The following is a 24,976-nucleotide window of genomic DNA, read 5'->3' as shown; positions in this document are numbered from 1 at the left end:
AATCTTAATTTTTGAACTTAAGAATGATAAAATGAAAAACACTTTCGTTTTATCATTCTTTAATAAATCCGATAGCTTTATTCAAAACGACAAGCTTCTTCAAAGGCCAGACGCGGATCACGCGGATGCAATTTGGAATCATCTCCATAACCGATCGTGCAGATGAAATTTGCCTTCCATGAAGTCCCTTTAAAAAATGTTTCATCGATAATATTATTATGGAATCCGGACATTGGACATACATCCAGTCCGAGACCACGTGCCGCGATCATGAGATAAGCTCCAGTTAGGGAACTGCTCCTGTAGGCTATAGATTCAGCAAAGCTGGGATCATTTTCAAACATTGGTTTAACATCTATTCTCGGAAATAGTTTTGGTGCCTCCCGCCAAAAAAGCTCGTCCTGTGCTATGATCGCGGTCACTGGTGCTGACTTAACCTGTCCTAGATTGCTCCCCATCCCTTCTAATGCGGGATAAAGTTTTTCTTTCCCTGCTTCACTTCGAACAAATATAATTCGGGCAGGTTGCAGGTTGCCGCTTGTCGGACCATATTTTACGATCTCATATAGTTTTTTTAAGTCTTCATCTGAGACTGCCTTATCCGTCCAATGGTGGTGTGATCTTGCTTTGGTAAAAAGCTGATCAAAAACATCGGTAGAAAGAATTTTTCTATCTAAACTTTCGGCATCATTGTAATTTGTGTGAGGATTTGAATTTGTTGTCATTATAGTAAATTTTAATTGTCCTTATATTATCTAATGTATTCTTTGTTTATAGGGACATTGCCCTTGATTCATTTTGATGTTACAAATTTGCGTTAATCATAAATAAGCATTAATGACCTTTGTCAAAAAATGGTCTTGACATTTATCAAGAGCATAGCACTGACATCAATCATGGATTCGTGTAAGAGAGCAGATGTTTATAAACAAAAAAAGGACTCAAGCGAATCCTTTCAATTACTAAAACGTTTATGCAGTATTGGAAATTTACAGCCGTCTCTATTTTATGTTTTTATGCAACAGATTATCCAGCGCTACCTTTCCTGAACCATATTTCGCCAGCACCACTAATATTCCTATCACAAGCAAATGGTATTCATAACCTTCCCCTTGTAAAGTGCCGGCCCAGCCCATAAAGAATCAAACTTGGATATGCGCTTTAAAGATCATACCTAGCCACAGCAGTGATCCGCTTAAAAAGTCCAAATAAAATAAGCAGGAAAGTAACCACCTTTTGATTGTATGATCGTATAATTGTATAATCATTTAATCAACCGTTCAAGGCATTCTTTTTAATTCTGCTTAATGTTTCAGGGGAAATACCTAGGTAAGATGCAACCATGTTTTGCGGAAATCTTAAAATGAACGATGGATAGGACTTCATCAACTCTTCATAGCGCTCTTCTGCGCTCATGCTTATGGCTGCATGTATTCGTTTTTGGCTTGCTATGAAACTCTGCTTATCCATTGATTTTAAGGTAGCTGCAACAGCAGGAATCGCCGCCATAAGATCTTGAAGATGCTCCCAGGTAATCTGCAATAGTTCAGAATCTTCAAGCATTTCTATGTGAAATTTTGTAGGGGTGCCCTGCGTATAGCTTTCAGGATCACCGAGCCACCAATCCTCGACTCCAAAACGAACAATATGTTCCTGACCTTTATCATTAACCGAAAACATACGGGCAGATCCTTTAACAACAAAGCTGGCATATTTGCACACATCACCCTCCTGCAGAAGATATTGCCGTTTCCGAAATTTTTTTGGTTTGAATTTTTCTTCTATGAGGATCTTTTCATCAGATTTCAAGGTCATTCCGGATTTGTCTTCAATATATTTGAATAAGGTTTCGTGCATAGGTGATCAAATAAAAGCTGTACTAAAGGTAAAAAATCTTTTTTAAGTAGAATAATGTGCTAATTGTTATTCTTACTATAGTTTACTTAAGATGCTTGTATTCCTAATCTACCACATTCCTTTTAAACATATTTTGAGTTTAATATTTTTGTTTTCAGGATGCCGTGATATTTTTTTGTTAACAATTTTTTTAATGATCCAGACCGATAATATAGATAACTAATACTTTAGTGAAGTCTTTCACAATACTTCACTCGGGAATCTTCCCGGTGAAGAATGGAAATCTATTGAAAATTTTGAAAACTACGCTATTTCCAACTATGGAGATATGAAAAGCCTTGAGCACCTGATTACATCATAAGATGAAAAAAGCGTAAGCCATCGGAATTGATTATGAGACAATTCATGAAATTCTTCAACAAATACCTAGAAAAGATTTTTATAATATACCTGCTTATTATAATCAGAGGGAAAATGATAGCGAAGGTCTGTGCCCCGTTTGGTATAACATCATTTCGTGGAAATTCAAATACCGAGCCTTTTCTGATCTCATTTAAAGATGGTAATAGGTTTCACCTGCATGCTGAAAACTTGGAAAAGCTATCTGTCAGTAAAGACCATTTTAGAAGAACCGGGGCAAACCTGGTTGCAAATAGCAGAGACATGTATGAAAAAGAAGGTAACCTATACAGTGTTGAAGGTGAGCTTATAGCCACTTTTTAAAATATCAATATTAACAGCAGGGCCCTGGAAATTGTCAGTAGAAATAACCTTCACAAACTAAGCATGAAACATCTCACAGTAGGAGGATCCAGATGGTTCTTTAAGAATTACCATCCTACAAAAGAAGATTTTATTTATAAAAAGAATAATTCGGAAACAATAAATTATTAAAGGAATCCCTTGGAAAAAACTGGGTACCGCATCCATAAAATACCCCATGCATGAATTTAAGCTTTTGGAAACAAGAATAATGTCTATTAATTTGAGAAATAAGCATGACGAATAATCCATACTTTTATAGCCCAGTAAATCATGATAGTTAAAAAATTTTGTTATCACTTACCAGTTACTTTATGAAAGAATATGACATTAATGATAAAACACTTGTTATAATTAATGAAAATGAACCCTTATGGGATTTCAATATATCCAAACTTTGGTTATACTCAGAGTTTCTTTACTTAAGGGAAAAGATAAATGATAAAATACTGATCGAAAATATTTAATAAGTAGGTAATGATGGTTTATTGAATTTTTCGGTTTCGTTTCTTTTTATAATTTCAAATTCGTCACCCTTGTTACCTCCAAATTGCATTAAAGAAATCCTTAAAATTTTCTCAAAAGCTGAAAACGGGATGTTATTATCTTCGAATACTTTTTTACAGAGTCCTAATTAATTTTTTCTAATTGCTGAGATCTGATACTCTGACAGGTTGTTATAAAATCAAGCCTTTGTCTTGGGCTGATAATAGTGATATCCTTAGTCTTTGTAATAATAAATACAAGATCTGTTAGATTGGAAGCATATACTGAATACCTGCCATATGGTTTTGAATTAAATATTCCAAAGTATCCCCAAAAACCCTTCGAAGCAAACATACGCATATGCATGTTGAATGCACGTGTATTTGTTTCTTTTATATCCACCAAATCATAAATGTTAATCTTTTTTATTGTAAAAACAGGTGATTTTATAAGGATATAATTATCCTTTATCAAATACTCTCTAGGATGTAATATATAGGGGACTATCGCTATTATTGCAAACAGCATTAAAAGAAAATACTTCGCTGCTGCTGAAGGAACCTCAACATAATCTTTTTTAAAAATAATAAAATAATAAAGACTAATAATAAATAGATTTAAGACTAATGTTAAGACTATAGTCATTGTGCCCATTTTAGCTTTGTACTTTCTTACCATAATAGTTTTTGATAAATAATTTTTTTATTTTCGAATATATGATATTTTCATCATCAAGATAGAGTATCAATGCTGCAGCCATGGAACAGAAAAAAGAAACTAAGCCATGAGTAAAAATAATACTCAAGTGAAAAATCAACCCAACAATTAAAAAAGAATATCTTAATTTTCTATTGGTAGCTAATATACATGCAAAAAGTAAGAGTTCCAAGATAATTACAGACCATGTAAATAAAGGAGTAAATTTACTTAGTGTAAAAATATTGTAGATTCTCTGAATCCAAACCGGCGCTCCAAATACGTTGTGCGTAAACCAATAATAGGCACAGGTTCCATTTCTCCATTCTTCATTGTATAGTTTTCCAACAGCCGAATGCAGGTATATTATAGCAACCTGAAGAATAATCAAAAAATAGTATATATTAAAAAAAACATTAATAGGCTTTCTTCCCTCACTTTTTCTTTCTGGTCTCCATTGATTTAACCGATTATCAAATAAACAGATAAGAACAAGCAGAATGGTAAGATTTGAGGCAATTTGATCACCACCTTCCACAACCAAGAAACTATTACAAATGCTATAATGTACCCATGCTTGTAATAAGCCTGTTACCTGGGGAATATATCCCGTAAAAACAGATAGCAGGATCAGGATCGAAATATATTTTCCCAACTCCAAACCTAATAAATAGAAGATACTGAAATTGGCGAGTGGTATATTTCTTACGAATATCATTTCCTGTTTATTCGACAATAACTCAAAATCAGCCAATTCTGGGACGTTATTGAATAAAAGAGTTAATAAGGCGCCTAAAGCAAATATAGATCGGGCAAATGCTAAACGCTCACTAAATATAGATTTTCTTTCCAACAACAAAATTAATGACCTCATTTCGTGATAATATTTATGGGGAAAACTACAAATTTGGAAGGGTACTCTGGACTTTGGTTTAATAAAGACCAGGGCGGGAGAAATTCCAATGAAATTAAGTATCTTCCATTAAAATTTTTAATACTTTTCTTATCTATCACCAAATCTGAATATTGTAAAGTGTCAGGTTTTATCCCATCCAGAATATTTAATTCAGACTTTGTAGTTATTGTGAAAGATTTAACAGAATCTTCTTTAATTCTTTGTGTAATATTGCCTATTTCAACATTTAATACCCGATTGTGTCTCGATATACCAAAATAATATTCAGAAGAAAAATTTCTAAGATTAAGGTATTCTATCTTATTCCCTTTGACAGAAAAGATATGAATTTTTGGATCTTTTGAAGTCTTGGTAAAAAAAGCCCAACCTTCCGGAAAAAACGATACGTAGGATGCTTTTATGCTCTGACTATTGTTAAGAGGATTATTTCCTAAATAAACACTGAGGAGTTTAAAGAATATGAATAAAACAATAAATAGCCCTGAAAAGAGAGCTATTATTGAATATATACTTACTTTCTTCATGTAAAATACTTAAATTCCCTTTAATTGCATTGTTACATCCGAAGTAAATTTTTCTTGTAAGTAAGGAGTATCCATTCCTGTCTGTGGAGCATATAAAAACACAGCTACTGCACCTACAACCACCACAGCTCCTGCAACTGCCACAACTGCCCAAACAACAGTGTCAGTATCAAACCAAACCGTATCCCCAGCCTGTATTTTGATTTGTCTCGCTTTTGAAGCAACCTCTGGGACTGATGTAGAACTGCTGATGTCACTTTGTTCTTTGACCTGTGTCGCATAAAGATTTGTAAGCTCTGTTGCCGTTGCATCATTAGTTTGAGCTAATGCTATTGTTTCTTTTCTTACAAGCTGGGCAGCCTCTTTAATGGCAGCTTCAACTTTGTAATAATCCCCAGAAGAAATGTCTGTTCTGAATTTATCCAAATAACCAGGATTTGAAACTTCAATATTATTAACAACATTATTTTGGAATGCTTCAATCTCTGCAATTTTTGTATTGTCAGTAATAAAGTTTCTAAAGTTTAATTCTTTAAAATCTGATAAGCTATTAGCAATATCTCCTTCAAAAAACATTACTCCTTTAAAAACATCAGCATCACTAAGCGATGCTATTTTTGAAAAATTACTACTGTTTTTTTCATTTTTGATTTCAATACTCTGATTGTCACGAGTATCACCTTGACTACACGACATGTTTAAAAACGAAGCAAGTAATGTACCTAATATGATAGGATGACTTGCGATTTTTCTTACCGATTTCATAATATAATGTTATTAAGTTTTAATATTTGGTAAAACTATAGATTAATACCTTATTTAACAATCCGTAAAATGTATACTTTATACGTTTTTAGAATACAATTATTTTGTTTATAAATTCACAATAATTTTATATTTTTGATTTATATTTTTGACATTATGAAAGTCAGATTAGAAAAAATAAGAGAAAAACGCATACAAAAAGGTTATTCTCAAACATATATTGCAGATCTACTTGATATTTCACAAGCACAGTATAGTCGTTTAGAAAAGGGAGAAAATGATTTTGATATAAAAAAACTGGGTGAATTATTAGAAATTTTAGATATTAATTTTTTTGATGTCATTGAATTCAGTGGTAAGCAAAAACTTTTTGCTAATTCATTACTATTAGGAGGTAGTGGCTTTTACAATAGAGATGCTGAGTTGATTAAGAAAATTGTAACTGAGGTTGTGGATAATTTATTTACTTATCTCCAATAAGTTTGAAAATATTTGAAATTTCTAGATTTAATTGATGTAAAATAGAGATTGATCGTGAGAAATAATGTCATTAAAAATATATGTATCGCCTTAACTACAGGATCTGCAGTCTATGTAATTAATAAGTGGTACTATACAAAAGAATTAGACTATCTTGCATTAGTATTTGTTATTTTATTCCCTCTTATTGCAACATTACTACCATACTTCAATCGTAAAGATTATATTTTTAAATTTGAGCCATCTGATTGGACTCAACTTCCAGATGGCCACTTCCACATGAATGTTCCTTACAAAGTCCATGGAATAGAAAACCCAAAAGCAGTACTTTATGTTATAATTAACAATTCGTTATCGCGTGTATCCGGATCTCTTAATGTGGAAACAAATATCTCTTAAATTGAAAATAGTGAATCCCTCCGTAAGATCAAACAGGTCTACAGGAAGGTTCAGTGCTTTGTACAGCTGAAATAGAGAATGAGATTCGAAATAGTCTAGTGATTCCAATTTTACTGCATTACAAATTTGAATTCCAAATTTAATAATTTGAAAACTTAAACTGATGAAATCAGGAATTGATTTGTAGTCTTGATACAAATATTAATATTTAGAAAATGCTTAATCCTGATATGCTCCTCAATGTCTATAATTACCTGATTGATAAGCTAATATTTTTTATAGTAATTCAAACAACAGGTTAATAACTAGATAACACCATAAAAAAATAAGCACACCCAACGGCATTCATTGTTGCGGGTCTGGCATCAAATATAGAATCTAGTACTCTCAATAATTCTATCTGGACTAACGATTATCGCCCGAATCGGTTGTGATATAGATAGCTCCGTCCTTGTTTGCTTCGTATAAATCATCTCCCTTTGCAAAAACTTCAGCTAATTTATCCACCTACCTTTAATTTCTTTACACTTTTAACAATAAATGCTAAAAGCAGTTCACCACTTGTGCTTATCCTAACTTATAGTAAATTTCAAATTATAATACTAAATATTTCTGAAGAAAAAATTGATTCTATAAGTATAGTTTAATTTGACTTAATCGAACCAAATCATCGATAAAAGTGTTTGAAGATACGCTCGTTAAGGTCCCTTGACAGGAATTATTTTAGACTTTCCGTTTTCAATTAATGACTGTTCTACCAAGATAATTGAGCAAGAAATAACGTCTATTTTTGTTCTCCAAGTTTACCTTTTAGAGTTAACATGTCGTTACTCAATTTTTCATCCAAAATCTTAGCATATTGTTGTGTAGTTTTAATATTTTTATGTCCCAGCATTTTGCTCACGCTTTCAATCGGTACTCCATTAGACAATGTAACAGTAGTAGCAAAAGTATGTCTTGCTATATGAAATGTCAAATCTTTATTGATTCCACAGACACTAGCAATTTCTTTGAGATAAGAATTCATTTTCTGATTGCTAAGAACTGGGAAAAGGACATCTGAATTCACACATTGCGGATGATTTTTATATTTTAAAACCAGCTCCTGAGCTAAAGTCAATAATGGAATTCTGGTTGAAGTACCGGTCTTTTGACGATGTGTAAAAATCCACTGTTCCCCATCAATACCAATATTGATGTTAGATTTTGATAATTGTTTTACATCTACATAAGCCAGACCTGTATAGCAACTAAAAAGAAAAATATCTCGTACTTGCTTCAATCGATCGGAAACAAATTCCTTCTCATAGATCATCTGAATTTCTTCTTTAGCAAGGTAAGGACGTTCAACAGCTTTAATCTTTGCTTTATAGCCCAGAAAAGGATCTTTAATGATCCATCCGTGGGCCATACATAATCGGATGATCTTTTTGAAATTCTTTAGGTATTTCACAGCTGTATTGTTTCCACATTTACGTACACTGCGGAGCCAGAAGTCATAATCACTTACAAAACCGTGATCGATTTGCGTGATATCAATATCAGAAACTTTGTATTTCCATCTAATGAATTCCTGTGTATGCTTTAAAGAAGTTTTATAACGCTCCAGTGTTCCTGGGGCAAAATCCTTACCAACCAAAGCTTCCACTTTGTCATTATGCTCCTGGAATATCGGAATAAGCATTCTTTGCTCAATATCAGTTCCAAGCAGTTTAGATTTTAAACTCTCTGCTGTTACAAAGTTTTCATCTTTCAGCATCAGGTAGTGGAAATCGTAAACTTTCTGTTCTAAAGTTTTAAGATAGAGATTCAGTGTTTTTGCTTCTTGCGAATTGCTTAGTGCTTTGTGTGCTTTAACATCCCATTTCTTCGGATCGATATACCTTTTAGCAGCAATGTCTGCTGCCTTGCCGTCTATCGTAATTCGTAAGTAGATGGGAGCGGTTCCGTTGTTTCTGATTTTATTCTTTTTGATAAAGAATAACAGGTTGAATGTTTTGTTCATTGTGTGATAACTTTAATGATTTACTAATTTACTTTTTGTTACCACTTTTTGCAAGATGTACAATCGTTAGACTGCTTATTGGTCGGGCTTTCCGTGATTTTTCGTGACCCATTTTTGTTATTTTTCGAATGGGATACGAAATAGGACATATAAATCGTGACCTAGTTTGTTTTTTTTTGATACTGCACTAAAACAAAAAACGCTGTAAACATGATGTTTACAGCGTTTTAGCTTATTTTGGTTTCTAACCTTGCGGAGAGTGAGGGATTCGAACCCCCGGACCTGTTACAGTCAACAGTTTTCAAGACTGCCGCAATCGACCACTCTGCCAACTCTCCCTGAACTCCGGCTATGCCTTCGTTTTCAGTGGTGCAAATATAGAACGTTTTTTAATTCTGACAAAATAATTCCCGGATAAATTTTAACAAAATAAAATAATCAGCTAGAAATCAACCGGATTAATTTCCTGGGATTGTCTTTCTGTGTGTATTGATCAACAAACAGGATAAAAAATAAACGCACCAATTCATGATGCGTTTATGATATGATGTATTGATTCAAGTATTAATGCAGTTCAGCAAGATACTTTTCAGCATCCATGGCTGCCATACATCCGCTTCCCGCAGCTGTAATGGCCTGTCTGTAGATGTGATCCTGAACATCTCCTGCTGCAAAAACACCAGGAAGGTTGGTTCTTGTTGATCCTTTCTCCGTTTGAATATACCCGTTTTCATCCAGATCAATTTGTCCGGCGAAGATATCTGTATTAGGCTTGTGGCCGATGGCAATAAAGATCCCGTGCACATCCACGGTAGATTTTTCCTGAGTCTGGTTATTGATCACCACAGCTCTTTCTACAAGATTGTTTTCCCCTTCGATCCCGATCAATTCGTGATGAAACTTCACTTCAATATTCGGTGTATTCTGAACTCTGTGAACCATTGCTTTTGAAGCTCTGAACTCATCCTTTCTTACCAACATGGTTACTTTATTCACCAATTTTGCAAGATAGGTAGCTTCCTCAGCAGCTGTATCACCCGCTCCTACTACCACTACGTCTTTTCCTCTGTAGAAAAATCCATCACAAGTGGCACAAGCAGATACTCCTCCTCCATTATATTTTTTCTCATCGTCCAGCCCCAGATATTTTGCAGTGGCTCCTGTAGAGATAATTACTGTTCTTGCCAGGATTTCTTTGTTTCCAGCATACAATTTATGAACACCACCTACTTCTTTAGAAAATTCAGCCTTTGTGATCATTTCATAATGAACTTTGGTGTCAAATCTTTCTGCCTGTTTCTGCAAATCCATCATCATTTCAGGACCTGTAATACCTGCAGGATATCCGGGAAAGTTATCAACCTCCGTTGTTGTTGTTAATTGTCCGCCCGGTTCCAAACCTGTGAACAATTCAGGTTTAAGATCTGCTCTTGCTGCATAAATTGCCGCTGTGAACCCAGATGGCCCTGATCCAACTATTACACAATCTAAAATGTTTTGCTCCATAATTTACTTTTCAAAAAGATTAAAATTAAAGTTCGCTAATTTCGTAATTTTTAATGTTTTATTAAAGGAATTTTAATGATACTTGTCAATAATCAATATGTCGATTGTCGATGAATGTAGTATTGGTTATCAGGCGCTGGTTTCGGGTTCATCAGAGTTTCAAAACTGCTAAATTGCTTAATCGCGAAATCGCTTTATATGTCAACATGAGCAATCTCCGACTTCTCAGCGCTCTATAAAAATCTTACCCCCTCAACTCTCATCCAACCTACACCTTCATCTTAAACTTATCCACATTAATAATCTTATATACCAGTTCCTTGATCAATTCTGCTTCGCTCATATTCACGGCACCAAGCCCCTTTCCTTTCATATCGAATTCCCTTAAAATAGAAATAACCCTTGTTGCATGTTTCAGAGGATATAGCCTGGCTGTTTCTGCATAATCTTTTATAAAATAGGGGTTGATTCCCATCTGAGAGGCGATAACCTGTGGTGGCTGCCCTGCCATTGTCTGGTAAATAATTACATTTGAAAAATAATTGTACAAACTGGCCAGCATCATCACAAAAGGATTATTCTTGGGATTTTTTCCCATAAAATGGGCAATTTTAAATGCTGCATTGGAATTCTTTGTTCCCAAAGCCTTCTGAAGTTCAAAGACATTGAATTCTTTACTGATCCCGATGTGGTTTTCAACGATCGTTCCGTCCAGAACTTCTCCTTCCTTTAAAATGATCTTTAATTTTCCAAGCTCATTGGCGATCCGTGAAAGATCATTTCCAAGATACTCCGCTAAAAGATGGGAAATATTAGGTGCTGTCTTAATATTCAGCTTGATGCATTCATCAGCAATCCATTTAGGAAGATTATTCTCCCGGATCGATTCGCTCAGGAAAAGAGCCTTTGCCTTGTCCAATGCTTTTGTTACTTTTTTGCGGCTGTCCAGCTTTTTATGCTTGTGGGCAAAAACAAGAACGGTGGAAGGTACAGGGTTTTCAACATAAGATTCCAGGATTCTGCTTTCCTCTTCATTCAGCCTGAGATCCTGTGCTTCTTTTACAATGATCACCTGCTTGTCCCCCATCATAGGAAATTGTCTTGCCAGCGAAAGAACTTCCTGATAGGTAGTATCTTTCCCATAGGTCACGGTCTGGTTGAAAGCTTTTTCATCCTCTTCCAGAAAGTCGTGTTCAAGAGCCTTTACGGCAACATCAATAAAATAAGGTTCATCTCCGTGGAAAAAATAAATCGGTAAAACTTCTTTATTTTTAATATTTTTGAGGATTAAATCTAATTCTTTCATCTTTTAATGGAACTTCCAAAACTGAATTTTCAGGAAACTTTTGATTTTAAATTCAAGAAAGACAAAGATAAGTTTTTTATTTATGACTTGGTTCGTAAAACTTACCTTTTGCTTACCCCTGAAGAATGGGTAAGACAACATTGGATACATTATTATCTTACTGTAAAATCCTACTCCGTATCTGCTTTGGTTACGGAAAAAAAGATCGTTTTAAACGGCCTCACAAAAAGAGTTGACCTGCTGATCACAGAAAAAGCCCAGCCTATTGTTTTGGTGGAATGCAAAGCTCCCCATATTAAACTGACGGAAAAAACTTTTGAACAAACGGCAAGATACAATTCGATCATCGGAGCTAAAGAAATTGTCCTTACCAACGGCCTTCAACATATCAATGCTTATTTTGAGAATGAGCAGTATCAGTTTTATAAAGCGGATCATTAAAATTCCATTTGCCATTCAACACATCAGCAACCGATTGTATATGAATCCTCCCGTTAACTAATAGTTCACAATTTTTAAACACAGTCTATAGTTCATAAGAGCATAAATCTCCCTACATTTAAGCTACAAAAATTGTAAATCATTAAATAACAAAGCACTTAAGAGATTCAGTTGAATGTAAAATTCAGATGATAAAGCTATTGTGCGGTTAGTAAATATTGAGCGGATTACTATGAACATCAGGAATATTATATTCGATTTCGGGGGCGTTTTAATGGATTGGAACCCAAGATATTTTTTCAGGGACTATTTCAATGACGATGAGAAAATGGAATATTTCCTTACCCACATCGCACAGTCTGAATGGAATGAGGAACAGGACCGGGGAAGAAGTCTTATGGAAGGAACCAACATTCAGGTTCAGAAATTTCCGGATTGGGAAAGAGAGCTTAGAGCCTATTATGACAACTGGCATGTTATGCTGAAAAGTGATATTCCACAAAATGTGGAGGTTTTAAGAAAACTCAGCAAAACCAATTATCATCTTTACGGACTCACCAACTGGTCTGAAGAAACATTTCCCTACGCTCTTGAAAATTATGATTTCTTCCAGCTTTTTGATGGAAAAATTGTGGTCTCAGGAACCGAAAAACTGATAAAACCGGATCCCAAAATATGGCATCTCCTACTGGAACGTTACGATATCCATGCTCATGAATCTGTTTTTATAGATGACAATCCAAAGAATATTGAAATGGCAGAATCTTTAGGTTTTCATACCATACAGGTATATCCTACAACAGATCTGGAAAAAGAACTGATCGGTTTGGGATTGAAATTCTAATAAATAACGGATTAACAATGTTTTAATGGTTCTTCTAATAAGTTATTTTTATTAACTTAGATGAGGATTTTGATACATTTTTGTTACTTTATTGAGGAGAAATCCCCTCTCTTTACATGCAGTTTCAAGATCGTATCTCATCCATATTCCTTCAGCTATTAAAGAATAATTAGTGTAATTAAAATAACAAAATATGATACGTTCCATCTTATTAACCACCCTTTTTATGACATCGGGAGCATTATTCAGTCAAAACTTAAAACCCGTTTCTTATCAGGACGGCTCACAGAAGCTCAATGGCCTTGTAACATCCAATGCCGGAAAAAAGCTTCCGGGAATACTGATTTTACCCGCCTGGAAAGGAATTGATGACGAAGCCAAAACAGCTGCTGTAGAGCTTGAAAAACAAGGTTATATTGCGTTTATTGCTGATATTTACGGTGAAGGGAATGTTCCTGCCGACAACGACGCAGCCGGAAAAGCAGCGGGACATTACAAACAAAATTATACGGAATATCAAAAACGGATTTCATTGGCGTTAGAACAGCTTAAAAAGAGCGGTGCATCCAACGGGAAAGTAGCTGTGATCGGCTATTGTTTCGGTGGAACCGGAGCTTTGGAAGTTGCCAGGGCCAATATGCCTGTAGCCGGTGTTGTATCGATTCATGGAAGCATTGGTAAGGACCAGACAAGAAAGAACGGTCCGATCTCAACGAAAATGCTGATTGAAAATCCAGCAGACGATAAAGGAGTTACCCAACAGGATTATGATAACCTGGTGAAAGAAATGAACGACGGGGCTGCTGACTGGCAGATCATCACCTATGCTCATTCAAAGCATACGTTTACTGATCCAAAATCTCCTGATTACAATGAAGTGATGGCTAAGAGAGCATGGAACCATACCCTGATGTTTTTGAAAGAAATTCTGAAGTAACTTTTATCCGGACAATGTATTGATCTGGCGATACAACAACCTTATATTGTCAGATCAATATACTGTCCGGTTTCTTATTAATGGCTACTCTTCCCTGTTCACCAGTTCCATGGAAAAGGCAGGAAGACAGATCGCAATGTATTCACAGGGCTCAGTAAAAGGATTACTGTAACGTACTCTGGCTCCCTTTTCCACAAGAATGCTTTGCCCCTTTTCAAGGATGACCGTTTCACCGTCAATTTCAAACTGCTTTTTTCCGGAAACAATAATGGTAAATTCATCAAACTGAGGAGTCTGGTGAGGTTCGCTCCAACCGGGAGGTGCTACCATATGAGCAATTGATATATCTGAATTATTCGTAGAATTTCCCCAATGTTCCTCAATGAGTTTCCCATCTGTAGTGGGAACGATAAAAGGGGATTTCTGAATTTTATATTTTTTCATTTCAGCCAGCTTTCTTTTTTGATTTCGTACACAAAGTTGGTCCGGGTAGGTTCTGCAAAATAAGCAACCTCTTCTTCTCCTGTTTTTACACCTCCCAATCGTTCCATAGCAATCTGGGAGCGGAGATTTTCTTTTCCTACATGGAAATGAACTTTATCCACGAACTGAAAAATGTAATCCAGCATCAGCTTTTTCACTTTAGGATTGATGCCTTTTCCCCAGGATTTTGTTCCATAAAACGTATACCCGATAAAGATGCTGCTGTCATCTTCGTCGTAATTATAATAACGGGAGCTTCCCAATACGTCTCCCGATGCTTTATCAATAATTTTAAAAGCTCCTTTACTTTCCATCGCTCCCTGAAAAAAGCTTTCAAAAATGTCTCTCTTGTAACGGTCTTTGTTCGGGTGTTGTTCCCAGACCTTAGGATCTGAAGCCAGCTCGTATACAGATTCAAAATCCCCTTGTACCAAGGGGATTAATTGAAGTTCATCATTTTCTAAAATAGGTTGAACAGAGAAATTCATACGTCTTAGCTTTTGGTTTTAGCTGCGTCGGTTTCTATTTTCTTGATTTCTTTCAACTTATCAGAAATTTTGATCACCGCATCTAATTTTGCCGGCTTCAAAGCAACTTCTGCCTGAGCCATATCCCACTTAATAACCAAATTTCCGGAATTTTCATCGGTAGGGTTTAATGTAATTTCAAACCATTCCTGCTTATCTGCTAATTTATTTACGGGTACGGTAACGTCTACAACATCCTGCTTTGGATCATAGGTGTACGCGCCCCATTGCTGGAAATCTTTATTTAAAATAACTTTCCATTCTTTTTCAGTTGGAATAATGAATAGTCCATAAGTCCCTGCAGGAACTGTTTTCCCTCCAAAGTTAACGGACTGTCCGAAAGTAATTTTTGTTGAAGAGTTTGCTCCTGCTCTCCACACCTGTCCATAAGGAACCAATTCACCGAAAATTTTACGGCCTTTCACTCCGGGTCTTCCATAATCGATCGTAATCTTAGACATCGAAAATTGTTGTTCCACTCTCTGACGTGGACTTGCTGCCGGTACAGAATAATCCTGTGCAAAACTTAAAGCTGAAGCAGACAGGCAAACTGCGAATAGTAATTTCTTCACGTGTAAATTTTTGCCTAAAATTACGAAATCAAAATAAAACAGCCCTCCCCATTCTTAATAATTTTTGCTTTCGCACTATTAATTTTTAAGACTTTCCAATACTTTTTTTGCCTGCTCAATATGCCTCAAATGATGGTAGATCACAAAACGTAAAGTGTCTCCCAGCTTCAGTTTAATAAGCTTTGAAATACTGATGTTCGTTCTGGTCTTTTCAAGGTTAATATCTTTAGCTTTCTCAAGCAGTCCGAGTAATTGATGCTGTTGTTCAATAAAATCCTTCAACACGTTCTTATCCAATTTACTGTGAATGGAATTCATTGTTTTGAATGTTTTCATTGGATTAAGCTTCTCTTTTGGAAGCATGGACTTTGCGAAGTAGTCCCCTAAAATTCCAGGTGAAAAAGTAACTTTGGGTGGAAATTTTGAAGATAATATCCTTCGGTGGATTTCCGGAATATAAAATTGACCGTACCGGTTAAGGTGCGCTATACATTCCAGTACAGTCCAGGAGTTTTCAGAGGTTCTGTAATTGAGTTCCTGATCCGTTCTATTGAGAAGAGTTTCTACGTACCGGGTGTTATTTTGCGTAATTTCCTTTAATTCTGATAATAATTGAGCGGTAAGAATTTTCATTGATCCTTTTTCTACAAACTTCAGGATTAATCCATTCTGAAATCTTGATTGAACTCAAGATTTCTTTAGCCTCGATAATGTTTCGGGGCTCATGCGCAGATAATTGGCAATATATTTATTGGGAATCTCCTGAAACAGCTTCGGACTCCTTTTCAAAACCCTCTCAAAACGCTCACGGGGAGAATAGATCAGGAGATCTTTTTCCCTTTCAATCTGTTGCAGAACGAGATCTTCCAGAACATGGGTCCACCAATTCAGATGCTGGTAATCCGACCGGATCAACTCATAAAAATTTTTCTTGGTGGCTATTTTTACAGTAGTCCTTTTTATAGCCTGGATGTAAAAATCAGAGGGTTTTTCTGATAAAAAAGAATCAAGTGAAACAATAATGTTCCCCTTATATCCAAACCTGACGATCCGTTCTTCATCCTCATCCATGATAAAAATCCTTACACTTCCTTCTTGCACAAAGTAAATATGAGTATCAGTCTCTCCTTTTACTTTTAAAAACTGGTATCGCTGAATGGTTTTCTGAGCCTGAAATAAACCGGCATCGATCATTGTTTGGATGGTATTTACAGAACTCATAAATTCCGGATATTTGTTATGATGTGTTCTATAAATTTAAATAAAAAATCAGAATAAGATCGCTTTTTCCAGCTCCAGTAATTTTTGTTTTCTCCAGATGCCACCGGCATAGCCAACCAGGTCACCATTAGACCCGATCACCCTATGACAAGGAACCAATATAGCTATTTTATTAATCCCATTGGCGGTTCCTACAGCACGTATAGCCTTTGGGTTTCCTAAAACCTCAGATTGCTGCTTATAGGTCCTGGTCTCTCCCATTGGAATTTCACGTAGCAGCTGCCATACTTTTTCCTGAAACTCTGTACCCGTTATGTATAACGGAACATCAAAAGACTTTCGCCTGCCCTCAAAATATTCCTGTAATTCTCTTTCGAGCTGCTGGAAATGTTTGTTTTCTCCCTGAACGATTTCTGCATTGAGGAATTTTGACAACGAAGCAAACTGCCGGTCCATATTTTTCCGGTCTGTAAATTCAAGAAGACAGATTCCTTCATCAACAGCACAAGCAAACATGATTCCTAAAGGTGTTTCAATCCTTTTAAGGTCAATAATCTTCTGCCTTCCTGTATGTTTTGGGGAGACTCCTACTATATTTTTAAAGCGTTCATTAAAACCACTCAGACTTTCATAACCCGAGGCCATTGCGGCATCGAGAATACTTTCCCCGTTTTTAATCCTTTTGAAAGCCTTATTTACCTTCAGTTTCCTTTGAAAAGCATGAAAAGTGATCCCGTGATTTTTCAAAAACCAACGGCGAACTGTTACCGGCTCTATATTTCTCGCGATCAAGTCGGAGTCTTTAATTTTCACCGATTCATCACCCATTAATTCATTCAGCAATTCCCGGATGTAGGATGGTGTTTCATTGAGTTTTTCCAGCGGCCTGCATACTTTGCATGCTCTGTAACCATGTGCGATAGCCTCTTTCGTGTCTAAAAAAAACTCCACATTTTCTCTTTTGGGCTTTCTGGCAGTGCAGGTGGGACGGCAGAATATTCCGGTCGTTTTTACGGCCATCCAGTACGTTCCTTCAAATGTGGAATCCTTTTCCAGGGAAGCCTGATACATTCTGTCTTCTGTAAGCCTCATTATGATATAAAAATAGGTGAAAAGCTTTGTTTTGCAACAACCTCGCGGCCCGCATCTTCCAAATGATCATAAATGTATCCGTTTAAAAAACTACCTGAGGAAATTCTTTTTACATTAAGCGTTTTTAAAGTTTCAAAATCGGGTAATTCCGGCATACACATAACATTGATAGGAGTCTCCGTGGCGTTCACAATGGTTTTGATATCCTCTTCATCGGTAATACACGGTACAAAGATCCCATCCACTCCCAGTTCTTCAAAGATCCGGATTCTTTGCAAAGTTTCTTCAACAGGATTTTCAATTCCCATCAAAAAGGGATCTGTGCGGAAATTGATGAAAATCTCAACAGCATTGTCTTTCAGTTTTGAAATAACAGGTCGGAATTTTTCATAAATCTCATCCTGTGATAGTAATCTCCTTTTTCCGTCCACCACGATACTGTCTTCAATATTAATCCCTACAGCTCCGGCAGCCGACAGTTTGGAAATATTGGAAACGATCTCATCGGTTGTATTTCCATAACCCGCTTCCAGGTCCACGGATACAGGAATATGAACAGATTTCAGTATCCTTTCAGCCATATAGAAATACTCATCAAAACTCATCTCTTCTCCATCCTCGTACCCCAAACTATGCGCTACCGCAGAGCTTGAAGTGGCTAAAGCTTTATAGCCCAGCTTTTCGTATACTTTCGCGCTTTGTACATTCCATACATTTCCCACCAATAAAGGTTCATTACCATGATGCAGATCTCTGAAAAGTTGAATATTTGTCATTTCTCTTTTTTTTATAAAATTAAGTACTATGTGGTATATTTTGCAACCGAAAAATGAACAAGTATTTTTATTCTTTTATATTTCAAAAATAAAGGTTAATTTCTATACCGAAATCTTTTATCCATGCTGACAAAAATAAAATTCATACTCTTTTTCCTTATTGGCCTCACTACTCTTCACGCACAGGAAACAATTCCTTTCAGATTAACCAAGCACAATAATATTATTGTAAAAGCACTGGTTAATGACAAGGATTCACTAGATCTGATGTTTCAGATTGCCATGGAGGATGCTTCAATATCCCCTCAACGAACCCGGAAGGTAGATCATATTATCTTTAATAAGGATGAAATCAGTGACAACAACAGAGTACAATTGGAAAAAATCACCTGGAAAAATGTGCGTTTTTTTGATAATGAACTGACCGGACATGAAGCTGACGGAAAGTTCGGAACAGGAGCTTTCTCCGGAAAGGCCTTCAAGATCGATTATGACCATAATCAGTTTGTAATTTATGATCATCTACCCGATCTGGAGGGATTTCAGCCTATAAAATTATATCCGGAAAGGGATCAGTTGTTTATTGAAGCAGAAAATATAATCGATGGGAAGACAATTACCGGCCGCTTTCTGTTACAATCGGGATATTCCGGTGGACTTCTGTACAATAATCAGCTTGCGGAAGATAACCTGCTGGATAAAAAATTAAAAATAACGGGCGAGAAAACATTAAAGAATTCCAGCGGAAAAAGTGTGATCACAAAACAAGGAATTTTACCTGAGTTTAAAATCGGAAATACAACATTAAAAAATGTTTCTGCAGGATTCTTTGCCGGAGATCTTAAAACGCAAAAAGTAAGTTATTTTGCAGCTGACCTGATCAAAAGGTTCATATGGATATTTGATGCAGACCGGAAAACAGCTTATATTAAACCCAGCCGATATTTCTCCGATCCTTATTATAAAATCAATTAAAAATAAAAAACTAGCTAATGTTAGGCATTCTATAGTTATATTACAGAGGCTGAACTCATCATAGACATGTAATAATTGGCACAATGCAATGAAGTGATCAATATAATTTCTTTATCAGGAATTTCTTCAAAAGCTTCGGAGGTAGCGATCTGGTATTCATAATCGGGGTTATTCCACTTAAAATTAGGTTTCATCACTACATATTCAGAACCCTCTTCATCCACCAGCACGAAAGATTCTTTAAAAATCCCTCTGTGCTTAAAGGCATAACTTTTTTTACAATCATTAAAATGGGTCTGAATGACGATTTCTCCGTTCCAGTTCATTCTGAACTTCAGCAGAACACGATCATGGTATTTCAGTTCAATCGTTGTTCCCCAAAAACCTTTAGGTTCTATTACATAATGGGAATAATCCGCCAGGTCAATGACTGCATTGAACTTAAACCAGCTATTATAAGAAAGTTTTCCAATTAATTTCTCATCTTTTGTCACTTCAAAAGATAAAGCATTATTTGATTTTGCGTTGTATTCTGCCATGGTTACTTTTGATTTGATGGAATTCCTATTAGTTTTTTTACAATTTTAACAGCCTGAATTTTAACGCTCTAATTTATAAATAAATCGGCAAAAAAAAACTAATATGTTTACATCAACTAAAAACCCCGTAAAAAATTACGGGGCAAAAATTATCTGTTTTTTTATATCAAAATATCGATTATTCTTTTATCGTATTCAGGAAATCCTGGCTGTTGACCAGCTGCTCTACAAGATTGTCGATAGCCGGTGGCAGGAATTTTTCAAATTTGGCTCCTTTTGTGTTTGCCTTTCCTGTTATCAGATCAGTCCAAACCACTTTTCCTTCATTGTCAATCAACTGAAACTTTACGGTGATCTGAGGAATCAGCTGAACAGTAGAGAATCCGGAAATGGCTTCGTAATCCATTTTTTGTAATTCTGATTTTAACGTAAAACTTTTATTATCGCTGCCTAAGTTAACATTCTTTTCTTTAAGCCCGTTTTTTATAGCGTCCGTAAGGATTTCTGAAACAGGTTTTTCAGCCATATAAGCACCGGACATGGTTTGGTTGTACATGTTTTTCTTATAGAAAATAACTTTATTATCCTGATATCCCCTTGTATCTTTCATAGGATCGATCTGAACAGTCTTACTGGAAGCTAATTTATTATCAATTTTTAACCCTGATTGATAATTAATTTTCTGAACAGAATTAGATAATGCACAACTCGTTAAAGACGTCAACGAAACACCTAAAACAAAAATTTTAAATTTTGATTTCATTCAATTTTATTTAATAAATTTTAACGGGCTAATTTACATATTTATCAATTTCCTTTTACCTACTCTCTTTAATTTTTCCAATGTTTATCGTACATTAAAATAAACCCAATAAAATATTCGCCAAAAATAAAAACACACCTTAAATTATTCATTAAAGTGCGTTTAGAACTATGGTAAGAAAAATGTCCGAAGTCATTGTATGATAACCTTTGTAATATCGTAAACCTTATATTGTAGAACCAAAACTTTACTCAAGATAATATTGATTGAAATCAATAGAGTCTTTTGGTTTATTTAACCCCGTCTTATTTTTAAACTCCTTATCAATTACAAAATTCTTTTCTGTAATTATTACCTCTTCACTGTTTTTGAACAATTTTAAAAGTTCAATTTTATATTGTGAATGTAATGTTTGAAAATATTTACTATACAAACACATCCCAATTTCTTTTTCAGCGAACTGTTTTCCAAATGCTGTGGTTGGTTGTGGTTTTATATAGGAATCCCTTAGTTTCCAATCATCAAAATAATAGTCTCTGTAAGTATATTCACAATCGAGTACTTTGATTTTTACGGTCTTATAGGGGTTTTCAAATAAAGCATAAAAAAATGCGGTTAAGAAGACTACTATACACACTCCAACAATGAAAATTCTTTTATTTTTCATATAATATATTGATCCGAGAAAATTAAAATCCGAAAAATATTTTAAAAATTTCTTTATACATTGATTCAAATAAAATAGTGAATCATTCAAATTTAGACAATGATTTCTTCATTATCTCTATTATCTCTATAAGATTTATTCTTTACTAAAAAACGCACCCCAATTACTTAGGGTGCGTTTTACATTTATTTTTTAGGAATTACATCGCTTCCATTTTGAAAGTCATGCTTTCAATTACTTTTAGAATTGCTTCTACAGTATCCATGGAAGTTAAACATGGTACTCCGTTTTCAACACTCATTCTTCTGATCTGGAAACCGTCTCTTTCAACTTGTTTCCCTTTTGTCATGGTATTAACTACATACTGTACTTTACCTTTCTGGATCAGGTCGATAAGGTTGACATCCTCTTCTCCGATCTTGTATCCTATTTTACAAGGAATTCCTTTCTCTTCAAAGAATTTAGCCGTTCCCTCGGTTGCCCAGATTCTGAATCCTACTTCATGGAATCTTGCAGCAAGATCAGCAGCCTCTTCTTTATGCTTATCAGCCACAGTGAAGAGAATAGAGCCATGCATCGGAACTTTTCTTCCTGCAGCGATCAAACCTTTGTAAAGTGCTTTTTCCAGAGTTGTATCTTTTCCCATTACTTCTCCTGTAGATTTCATTTCAGGTCCCAGGGAGATATCAACTTTTGTTAATTTGGAGAAAGAGAACACAGGAACTTTTACAAACACCCCTTCTTTATTAGGTACCAGTCCGTTTTCATATCCAAGGTCTTTTAGTTTCTGACCTAATATTGCTTTTGTTGCCAGATTAGCCATCGGCACATCCGTAATTTTTGAAAGGAAAGGAACCGTTCTTGATGAACGTGGATTTACCTCGATCACATATACATTCCCTTCAAAAAGAACATATTGGATATTCATTAATCCGATCACATTAAGGCCTTTTGCCAGCCTTTGTGTGTAATCCACCAATGTATCAATTTCTTTTTGAGAAACATTCTGCGGTGGATACACTGCGATAGAGTCTCCGGAGTGAACCCCTGCTCTTTCAATGTGCTCCATAATTCCAGGGATAATTACAGTTTCCCCGTCACAGATGGCATCCACTTCCACTTCTTTTCCGGTGATGTAGCGGTCTACCAGTACTGGATGTTCCGGGCTTGCATCTACCGCAAATTCCATATAATGTGCCAGTTCCGCTTCTGTATATACAATCTCCATGGCTCTTCCTCCCAACACATAACTTGGTCTTACCAACACGGGATATCCGATTTCATTGGCAATCTTTATTGCCTCTTCTTTCGAAGTTGAAGTTTTTCCCAGTGGTTGAGGAATTCCAAGTTCCTGAAGCGCTTTCTCGAATTTATCTCTGTTTTCAGCTCTGTCAAGATCTTCTAATGAAGTTCCCAGGATCTTTACTCCATGGCTGGCCAATTTATCTGCAAGGTTAATCGCTGTTTGTCCTCCGAACTGTACGACTACTCCTGTTGGCTTTTCCAGTTCGATGATGTTCATTACATCTTCTTCCGTCAGAGGTTCAAAATACAGTTTATCTGAGATTGAGAAATCTGTAGAAACAGTCTCAGGGTTGTTATTGATGATGATTGCTTCATATCCCATTTCTTTGATCGCCCATACTGAATGTACCGTTGCATAATCAAATTCTACCCCTTGTCCGATTCTGATAGGTCCCGAACCTAAAACAATAACCTTTTTCTTATCTGAAACCACACTTTCATTTTCCTCCTCATAGGTTCCGTAGAAATATGGGGTTTCACTTTCAAATTCAGCTGCGCAGGTATCCACCATTTTATAAACCGGCATCACCCCGTTTTCTTTTCTGAAGTTGAAAACTTCACGCTGTGTCGTCTCCCAAAGGTGGGCGATATTAAGGTCTGCGAAACCTAATTTTTTAGCTTCAATTAAAGTCTCTTTATTGAATTTATTGTCTGCAATAACTTTTTCGAAATCAATAAGCTTTTTGATCTTCCAGATAAAGAATTTGTCAATTTTACTCCATTCTACGATCTGTTCCCAGTCATATCCTCTTCTCAACGCATCCCCGATGATAAATAATCTCTCATCATCACAAACTCTGATTCTTCTTTCGATTTCTTCTGCTGTAAGCGCTTCTGCCTGTTTTTTCTTTAATCCGAGATGTCTGATTCCTGTTTCTAAAGAACGGATCGCTTTTTGTAAAGACTCTTCAAAATTTCTTCCGATGGCCATAACCTCTCCGGTAGCTTTCATCTGAGTAGAAAGTCTTCTGTCAGCAGTTTCAAATTTATCGAACGGGAATCTCGGGAATTTGGTTACCACATAATCCAGTGCAGGCTCAAAACATGCATATGTTTTTCCTGTAACCGGATTCATAATTTCATCCAACGTAAGTCCTACTGCAATTTTAGCCGCAATCTTAGCGATCGGATATCCTGTTGCCTTACTTGCTAAAGCTGATGATCTGGAAACCCTAGGGTTTACCTCGATGATATAATAATTGAATGAGTGAGGATCCAGGGCCAGCTGCACATTACATCCTCCCTCAATTCCTAATGCTCTGATGATTTTAAGTGATGCATTTCTCAATAGTTGATACTCTCTATCCGAAAGTGTCTGTGAAGGCGCCACAACAATTGAGTCCCCCGTGTGAACTCCTACCGGATCGATATTCTCCATGTTACAAACCACAATGGCATTGTCGTTCGCATCACGCATTACCTCATATTCAATCTCCTTGAAACCGGCAATTGATTTTTCGATAAGACACTGGGTAACCGGGCTGTATTTCAATCCTAATTCAGCAATCTCCTTCAATTCAGCCTCATTGGAAGCGATTCCACCTCCTGTTCCTCCCATCGTAAAGGCAGGACGAACAATTACAGGATATCCGATTTCTTCTGCAAAATTAAGGGCTCCTTCCACTGTATTTACAATATCAGATTCCGGAACCGGCTCGTTCAGTTCTCTCATCAACTCACGGAACAGATCTCTGTCCTCCGCTCTGTTGATCGCTGAAAGTTTAGTTCCAAGTACCTCAACTTTACATTCTTCAAGAATCCCTGATTTCTCTAATTCTACCGCCATATTCAATCCGGTTTGTCCTCCCAAAGTAGGAAGCAACGCATCCGGACGCTCTTTTCTGATGATATGACTTACAAACTGAAGGGATATCGGCTCGATATATACTTTATCAGCGATCTCCACATCCGTCATAATCGTTGCAGGATTTGAGTTGATCAAAATTACCCTGTAGCCTTCTTCTCTCAAAGACAAACAAGCCTGCGTTCCTGCGTAATCGAATTCGGCAGCCTGTCCAATGATGATAGGCCCGGAACCAATTACTAAAATTGTTTTTATATCTGTACGTTTTGCCATTTTCTTTTTTTAGATACAAGATGTTAGATGTCAGATTTCAGACTTCCAACATTGT

Annotated in this window: 28 protein-coding genes, 1 tRNA gene and 1 pseudogene; 8 read left to right on the top strand and 22 right to left on the bottom strand. The window is 36.0% G+C overall.

Annotated elements, in window-relative coordinates; translation table 11 throughout:
- Positions 1-77: 77 nt before the first annotated feature.
- From AC0INN_RS03040 to AC0INN_RS03030, 3 genes are all read right to left on the bottom strand, one after another.
- The gene (locus tag AC0INN_RS03040) at positions 78-725 is read right to left on the bottom strand and encodes a malonic semialdehyde reductase (RefSeq protein ID WP_273647587.1); all 648 of its coding nucleotides are present in this window, start codon (positions 723-725) and stop codon (positions 78-80) included.
- A gap of 276 nt (positions 726-1,001) precedes the next feature.
- Positions 1,002-1,136 (bottom strand): hypothetical protein, encoded by a 135-nt coding sequence (locus tag AC0INN_RS03035; protein ID WP_273647586.1) that lies wholly within the window; start codon positions 1,134-1,136, stop codon positions 1,002-1,004.
- A gap of 136 nt (positions 1,137-1,272) precedes the next feature.
- Entirely contained in the window at positions 1,273-1,857 is a 585-nt protein-coding gene (locus AC0INN_RS03030; RefSeq protein ID WP_273647585.1) for a Crp/Fnr family transcriptional regulator, read from the bottom strand.
- Between the two features lie 280 nt (positions 1,858-2,137).
- On the opposite strand from AC0INN_RS03030, the pseudogene AC0INN_RS03025 reads away from it, so the two are divergent.
- Positions 2,138-2,218: pseudogene (locus AC0INN_RS03025) on the top strand (hypothetical protein); the annotation flags it as partial.
- Between the two features lie 113 nt (positions 2,219-2,331).
- Positions 2,332-2,580 (top strand): hypothetical protein, encoded by a 249-nt coding sequence (locus tag AC0INN_RS03020; protein ID WP_273647584.1) that lies wholly within the window; start codon positions 2,332-2,334, stop codon positions 2,578-2,580.
- Between the two features lie 669 nt (positions 2,581-3,249).
- On the opposite strand, the gene AC0INN_RS03015 is transcribed toward AC0INN_RS03020, so the two are convergent.
- The 4 genes from AC0INN_RS03015 to AC0INN_RS03000 are packed head-to-tail and all read right to left on the bottom strand — an operon-like array spanning position 3,250 to position 6,006.
- On the bottom strand, positions 3,250-3,783 hold the full coding sequence (locus tag AC0INN_RS03015; RefSeq protein WP_306611615.1) for a PH domain-containing protein: 534 nt from the start codon (positions 3,781-3,783) through the stop codon (positions 3,250-3,252).
- The gene (locus AC0INN_RS03010; protein ID WP_306611613.1) at positions 3,761-4,675 is read right to left on the bottom strand and encodes a sporulation-delaying protein SdpB family protein; all 915 of its coding nucleotides are present in this window, start codon (positions 4,673-4,675) and stop codon (positions 3,761-3,763) included. Before AC0INN_RS03010 ends, AC0INN_RS03015 begins: the two co-directional genes overlap by 23 nt.
- On the bottom strand, positions 4,672-5,241 hold the full coding sequence (locus AC0INN_RS03005) for an SdpA family antimicrobial peptide system protein (protein ID WP_306611611.1): 570 nt from the start codon (positions 5,239-5,241) through the stop codon (positions 4,672-4,674). The genes AC0INN_RS03010 and AC0INN_RS03005 overlap by 4 nt, the downstream gene beginning before the upstream one ends.
- A 9-nt stretch (positions 5,242-5,250) precedes the next feature.
- The gene (locus AC0INN_RS03000) at positions 5,251-6,006 is read right to left on the bottom strand and encodes a sporulation delaying protein family toxin (protein ID WP_273647582.1); all 756 of its coding nucleotides are present in this window, start codon (positions 6,004-6,006) and stop codon (positions 5,251-5,253) included.
- A gap of 156 nt (positions 6,007-6,162) precedes the next feature.
- Between AC0INN_RS03000 and AC0INN_RS02995 the strand changes: the two genes are divergently transcribed.
- On the top strand, positions 6,163-6,486 hold the full coding sequence (locus AC0INN_RS02995) for a helix-turn-helix domain-containing protein (RefSeq protein WP_273647581.1): 324 nt from the start codon (positions 6,163-6,165) through the stop codon (positions 6,484-6,486).
- A 54-nt stretch (positions 6,487-6,540) separates the two neighbouring features.
- Entirely contained in the window at positions 6,541-6,885 is a 345-nt protein-coding gene (locus AC0INN_RS02990) for a hypothetical protein (RefSeq protein WP_273647580.1), read from the top strand.
- Between the two features lie 784 nt (positions 6,886-7,669).
- Here AC0INN_RS02990 and AC0INN_RS02985 read toward each other — a convergent pair.
- The 4 genes from AC0INN_RS02985 to holA all read right to left on the bottom strand — a co-directional run bounded on the left by AC0INN_RS02985 (position 7,670) and on the right by holA (position 11,702).
- A complete protein-coding gene (locus AC0INN_RS02985) occupies positions 7,670-8,890 on the bottom strand; it encodes a site-specific integrase (protein ID WP_273647579.1) in 1,221 nt (406 codons plus the stop codon).
- 253 nt (positions 8,891-9,143) lie between these two features.
- Positions 9,144-9,228: transfer RNA gene (locus AC0INN_RS02980), tRNA-Ser, on the bottom strand.
- A gap of 226 nt (positions 9,229-9,454) precedes the next feature.
- On the bottom strand, positions 9,455-10,396 hold the full coding sequence (trxB, locus tag AC0INN_RS02975; RefSeq protein ID WP_172277927.1) for a thioredoxin-disulfide reductase: 942 nt from the start codon (positions 10,394-10,396) through the stop codon (positions 9,455-9,457).
- Positions 10,397-10,664: 268 nt separating this feature from the next.
- Positions 10,665-11,702 carry a DNA polymerase III subunit delta gene (gene holA, locus AC0INN_RS02970; protein WP_306611606.1) on the bottom strand — a complete coding sequence of 346 codons (1,038 nt, stop codon included), beginning with the start codon at positions 11,700-11,702 and terminating at the stop codon, positions 10,665-10,667.
- A gap of 6 nt (positions 11,703-11,708) precedes the next feature.
- Between holA and AC0INN_RS02965 the strand changes: the two genes are divergently transcribed.
- From AC0INN_RS02965 to AC0INN_RS02955, 3 genes are all read left to right on the top strand, one after another.
- Positions 11,709-12,143, top strand: coding sequence for a type I restriction enzyme HsdR N-terminal domain-containing protein (locus AC0INN_RS02965; protein ID WP_273647577.1), 435 nt, complete (start codon positions 11,709-11,711; stop codon positions 12,141-12,143).
- A 232-nt stretch (positions 12,144-12,375) separates the two neighbouring features.
- Complete coding sequence (locus AC0INN_RS02960) at positions 12,376-12,987, top strand: HAD family hydrolase (protein ID WP_273647576.1); 612 nt, start codon at positions 12,376-12,378, stop codon at positions 12,985-12,987.
- A gap of 193 nt (positions 12,988-13,180) precedes the next feature.
- Positions 13,181-13,924, top strand: a complete 744-nt coding sequence (locus AC0INN_RS02955; protein ID WP_273647575.1) for a dienelactone hydrolase family protein — start codon at positions 13,181-13,183, stop codon at positions 13,922-13,924.
- 84 nt (positions 13,925-14,008) lie between these two features.
- Here AC0INN_RS02955 and AC0INN_RS02950 read toward each other — a convergent pair whose 3' ends face one another.
- The 7 genes from AC0INN_RS02950 to AC0INN_RS02920 form a co-directional block, all read right to left on the bottom strand.
- Positions 14,009-14,368 (bottom strand): cupin domain-containing protein, encoded by a 360-nt coding sequence (locus AC0INN_RS02950; protein ID WP_273647574.1) that lies wholly within the window; start codon positions 14,366-14,368, stop codon positions 14,009-14,011.
- Entirely contained in the window at positions 14,365-14,895 is a 531-nt protein-coding gene (locus AC0INN_RS02945) for a GNAT family N-acetyltransferase (RefSeq protein ID WP_306611603.1), read from the bottom strand. The genes AC0INN_RS02950 and AC0INN_RS02945 overlap by 4 nt, the downstream gene beginning before the upstream one ends.
- Before the next feature lie 5 nt (positions 14,896-14,900).
- Positions 14,901-15,506 (bottom strand): DUF2911 domain-containing protein, encoded by a 606-nt coding sequence (locus tag AC0INN_RS02940; RefSeq protein ID WP_172277915.1) that lies wholly within the window; start codon positions 15,504-15,506, stop codon positions 14,901-14,903.
- A gap of 78 nt (positions 15,507-15,584) precedes the next feature.
- A complete protein-coding gene (locus AC0INN_RS02935) occupies positions 15,585-16,139 on the bottom strand; it encodes a DinB family protein (protein ID WP_273647572.1) in 555 nt (184 codons plus the stop codon).
- 54 nt (positions 16,140-16,193) lie between these two features.
- On the bottom strand, positions 16,194-16,727 hold the full coding sequence (locus AC0INN_RS02930) for a Crp/Fnr family transcriptional regulator (protein WP_273647571.1): 534 nt from the start codon (positions 16,725-16,727) through the stop codon (positions 16,194-16,196).
- A 48-nt stretch (positions 16,728-16,775) separates the two neighbouring features.
- Complete coding sequence (locus AC0INN_RS02925) at positions 16,776-17,819, bottom strand: bifunctional transcriptional activator/DNA repair enzyme AdaA (protein WP_273647570.1); 1,044 nt, start codon at positions 17,817-17,819, stop codon at positions 16,776-16,778.
- The gene (locus tag AC0INN_RS02920; protein WP_273647569.1) at positions 17,819-18,595 is read right to left on the bottom strand and encodes an isocitrate lyase/PEP mutase family protein; all 777 of its coding nucleotides are present in this window, start codon (positions 18,593-18,595) and stop codon (positions 17,819-17,821) included. Before AC0INN_RS02920 ends, AC0INN_RS02925 begins: the two co-directional genes overlap by 1 nt.
- A gap of 123 nt (positions 18,596-18,718) precedes the next feature.
- Here AC0INN_RS02920 and AC0INN_RS02915 point away from each other — a divergent pair, with 123 nt between their 5' ends.
- Complete coding sequence (locus AC0INN_RS02915) at positions 18,719-19,570, top strand: pepsin/retropepsin-like aspartic protease family protein (RefSeq protein WP_273647568.1); 852 nt, start codon at positions 18,719-18,721, stop codon at positions 19,568-19,570.
- Positions 19,571-19,605: 35 nt separating this feature from the next.
- On the opposite strand, the gene AC0INN_RS02910 is transcribed toward AC0INN_RS02915, so the two are convergent.
- From AC0INN_RS02910 to carB, 4 genes are all read right to left on the bottom strand, one after another.
- Complete coding sequence (locus AC0INN_RS02910) at positions 19,606-20,109, bottom strand: hypothetical protein (protein ID WP_273647567.1); 504 nt, start codon at positions 20,107-20,109, stop codon at positions 19,606-19,608.
- A 178-nt stretch (positions 20,110-20,287) separates the two neighbouring features.
- The gene (locus AC0INN_RS02905) at positions 20,288-20,872 is read right to left on the bottom strand and encodes a hypothetical protein (protein ID WP_172277902.1); all 585 of its coding nucleotides are present in this window, start codon (positions 20,870-20,872) and stop codon (positions 20,288-20,290) included.
- A 247-nt stretch (positions 20,873-21,119) separates the two neighbouring features.
- Positions 21,120-21,539 carry a hypothetical protein gene (locus AC0INN_RS02900; protein ID WP_273647566.1) on the bottom strand — a complete coding sequence of 140 codons (420 nt, stop codon included), beginning with the start codon at positions 21,537-21,539 and terminating at the stop codon, positions 21,120-21,122.
- A gap of 199 nt (positions 21,540-21,738) precedes the next feature.
- Positions 21,739-24,921 carry a carbamoyl-phosphate synthase large subunit gene (carB, locus tag AC0INN_RS02895; RefSeq protein WP_273647565.1) on the bottom strand — a complete coding sequence of 1,061 codons (3,183 nt, stop codon included), beginning with the start codon at positions 24,919-24,921 and terminating at the stop codon, positions 21,739-21,741.
- Positions 24,922-24,976 lie beyond the last annotated feature (55 nt).

The sequence above is a fragment of the Chryseobacterium subflavum genome (assembly GCF_055762745.1).
The sequence above is the reverse complement of the archived record's forward strand: the minus strand, read 5'-3'. Positions and strand labels throughout refer to the sequence as shown.

Bases quoted from the DNA above. Each gene is read 5' to 3' on its own strand.
- AC0INN_RS02945 (WP_306611603.1), bottom strand. From the start codon at position 14,895: ATGAATTTCTCTGTTCAACCTATTTTAGAAAATGATGAACTTCAATTA.
- AC0INN_RS02950 (WP_273647574.1), bottom strand. From the start codon at position 14,368: ATGAAAAAATATAAAATTCAGAAATCCCCTTTTATCGTTCCCACTACA.
- AC0INN_RS02965 (WP_273647577.1), top strand. From the start codon at position 11,709: ATGGAACTTCCAAAACTGAATTTTCAGGAAACTTTTGATTTTAAATTC.
- AC0INN_RS03005 (WP_306611611.1), bottom strand. From the start codon at position 5,241: ATGAAGAAAGTAAGTATATATTCAATAATAGCTCTCTTTTCAGGGCTA.
- carB (WP_273647565.1), bottom strand. From the start codon at position 24,921: ATGGCAAAACGTACAGATATAAAAACAATTTTAGTAATTGGTTCCGGG.
- AC0INN_RS03040 (WP_273647587.1), bottom strand. From the start codon at position 725: ATGACAACAAATTCAAATCCTCACACAAATTACAATGATGCCGAAAGT.
- AC0INN_RS03015 (WP_306611615.1), bottom strand. From the start codon at position 3,783: ATGGTAAGAAAGTACAAAGCTAAAATGGGCACAATGACTATAGTCTTA.
- AC0INN_RS03000 (WP_273647582.1), bottom strand. From the start codon at position 6,006: ATGAAATCGGTAAGAAAAATCGCAAGTCATCCTATCATATTAGGTACA.
- AC0INN_RS02915 (WP_273647568.1), top strand. From the start codon at position 18,719: ATGCTGACAAAAATAAAATTCATACTCTTTTTCCTTATTGGCCTCACT.
- AC0INN_RS02995 (WP_273647581.1), top strand. From the start codon at position 6,163: ATGAAAGTCAGATTAGAAAAAATAAGAGAAAAACGCATACAAAAAGGT.
- AC0INN_RS02925 (WP_273647570.1), bottom strand. From the start codon at position 17,819: ATGAGGCTTACAGAAGACAGAATGTATCAGGCTTCCCTGGAAAAGGAT.
- AC0INN_RS03010 (WP_306611613.1), bottom strand. From the start codon at position 4,675: ATGAGGTCATTAATTTTGTTGTTGGAAAGAAAATCTATATTTAGTGAG.
- AC0INN_RS02900 (WP_273647566.1), bottom strand. From the start codon at position 21,539: ATGAAAAATAAAAGAATTTTCATTGTTGGAGTGTGTATAGTAGTCTTC.
- AC0INN_RS02935 (WP_273647572.1), bottom strand. From the start codon at position 16,139: ATGAAAATTCTTACCGCTCAATTATTATCAGAATTAAAGGAAATTACG.
- trxB (WP_172277927.1), bottom strand. From the start codon at position 10,396: ATGGAGCAAAACATTTTAGATTGTGTAATAGTTGGATCAGGGCCATCT.
- AC0INN_RS02905 (WP_172277902.1), bottom strand. From the start codon at position 20,872: ATGAAATCAAAATTTAAAATTTTTGTTTTAGGTGTTTCGTTGACGTCT.
- AC0INN_RS03020 (WP_273647584.1), top strand. From the start codon at position 2,332: ATGATAGCGAAGGTCTGTGCCCCGTTTGGTATAACATCATTTCGTGGA.
- AC0INN_RS02985 (WP_273647579.1), bottom strand. From the start codon at position 8,890: ATGAACAAAACATTCAACCTGTTATTCTTTATCAAAAAGAATAAAATC.
- AC0INN_RS03030 (WP_273647585.1), bottom strand. From the start codon at position 1,857: ATGCACGAAACCTTATTCAAATATATTGAAGACAAATCCGGAATGACC.
- AC0INN_RS02960 (WP_273647576.1), top strand. From the start codon at position 12,376: ATGAACATCAGGAATATTATATTCGATTTCGGGGGCGTTTTAATGGAT.
- AC0INN_RS03035 (WP_273647586.1), bottom strand. From the start codon at position 1,136: ATGGGCTGGGCCGGCACTTTACAAGGGGAAGGTTATGAATACCATTTG.
- holA (WP_306611606.1), bottom strand. From the start codon at position 11,702: ATGAAAGAATTAGATTTAATCCTCAAAAATATTAAAAATAAAGAAGTT.
- AC0INN_RS02930 (WP_273647571.1), bottom strand. From the start codon at position 16,727: ATGAGTTCTGTAAATACCATCCAAACAATGATCGATGCCGGTTTATTT.
- AC0INN_RS02910 (WP_273647567.1), bottom strand. From the start codon at position 20,109: ATGGCAGAATACAACGCAAAATCAAATAATGCTTTATCTTTTGAAGTG.
- AC0INN_RS02955 (WP_273647575.1), top strand. From the start codon at position 13,181: ATGATACGTTCCATCTTATTAACCACCCTTTTTATGACATCGGGAGCA.
- AC0INN_RS02920 (WP_273647569.1), bottom strand. From the start codon at position 18,595: ATGACAAATATTCAACTTTTCAGAGATCTGCATCATGGTAATGAACCT.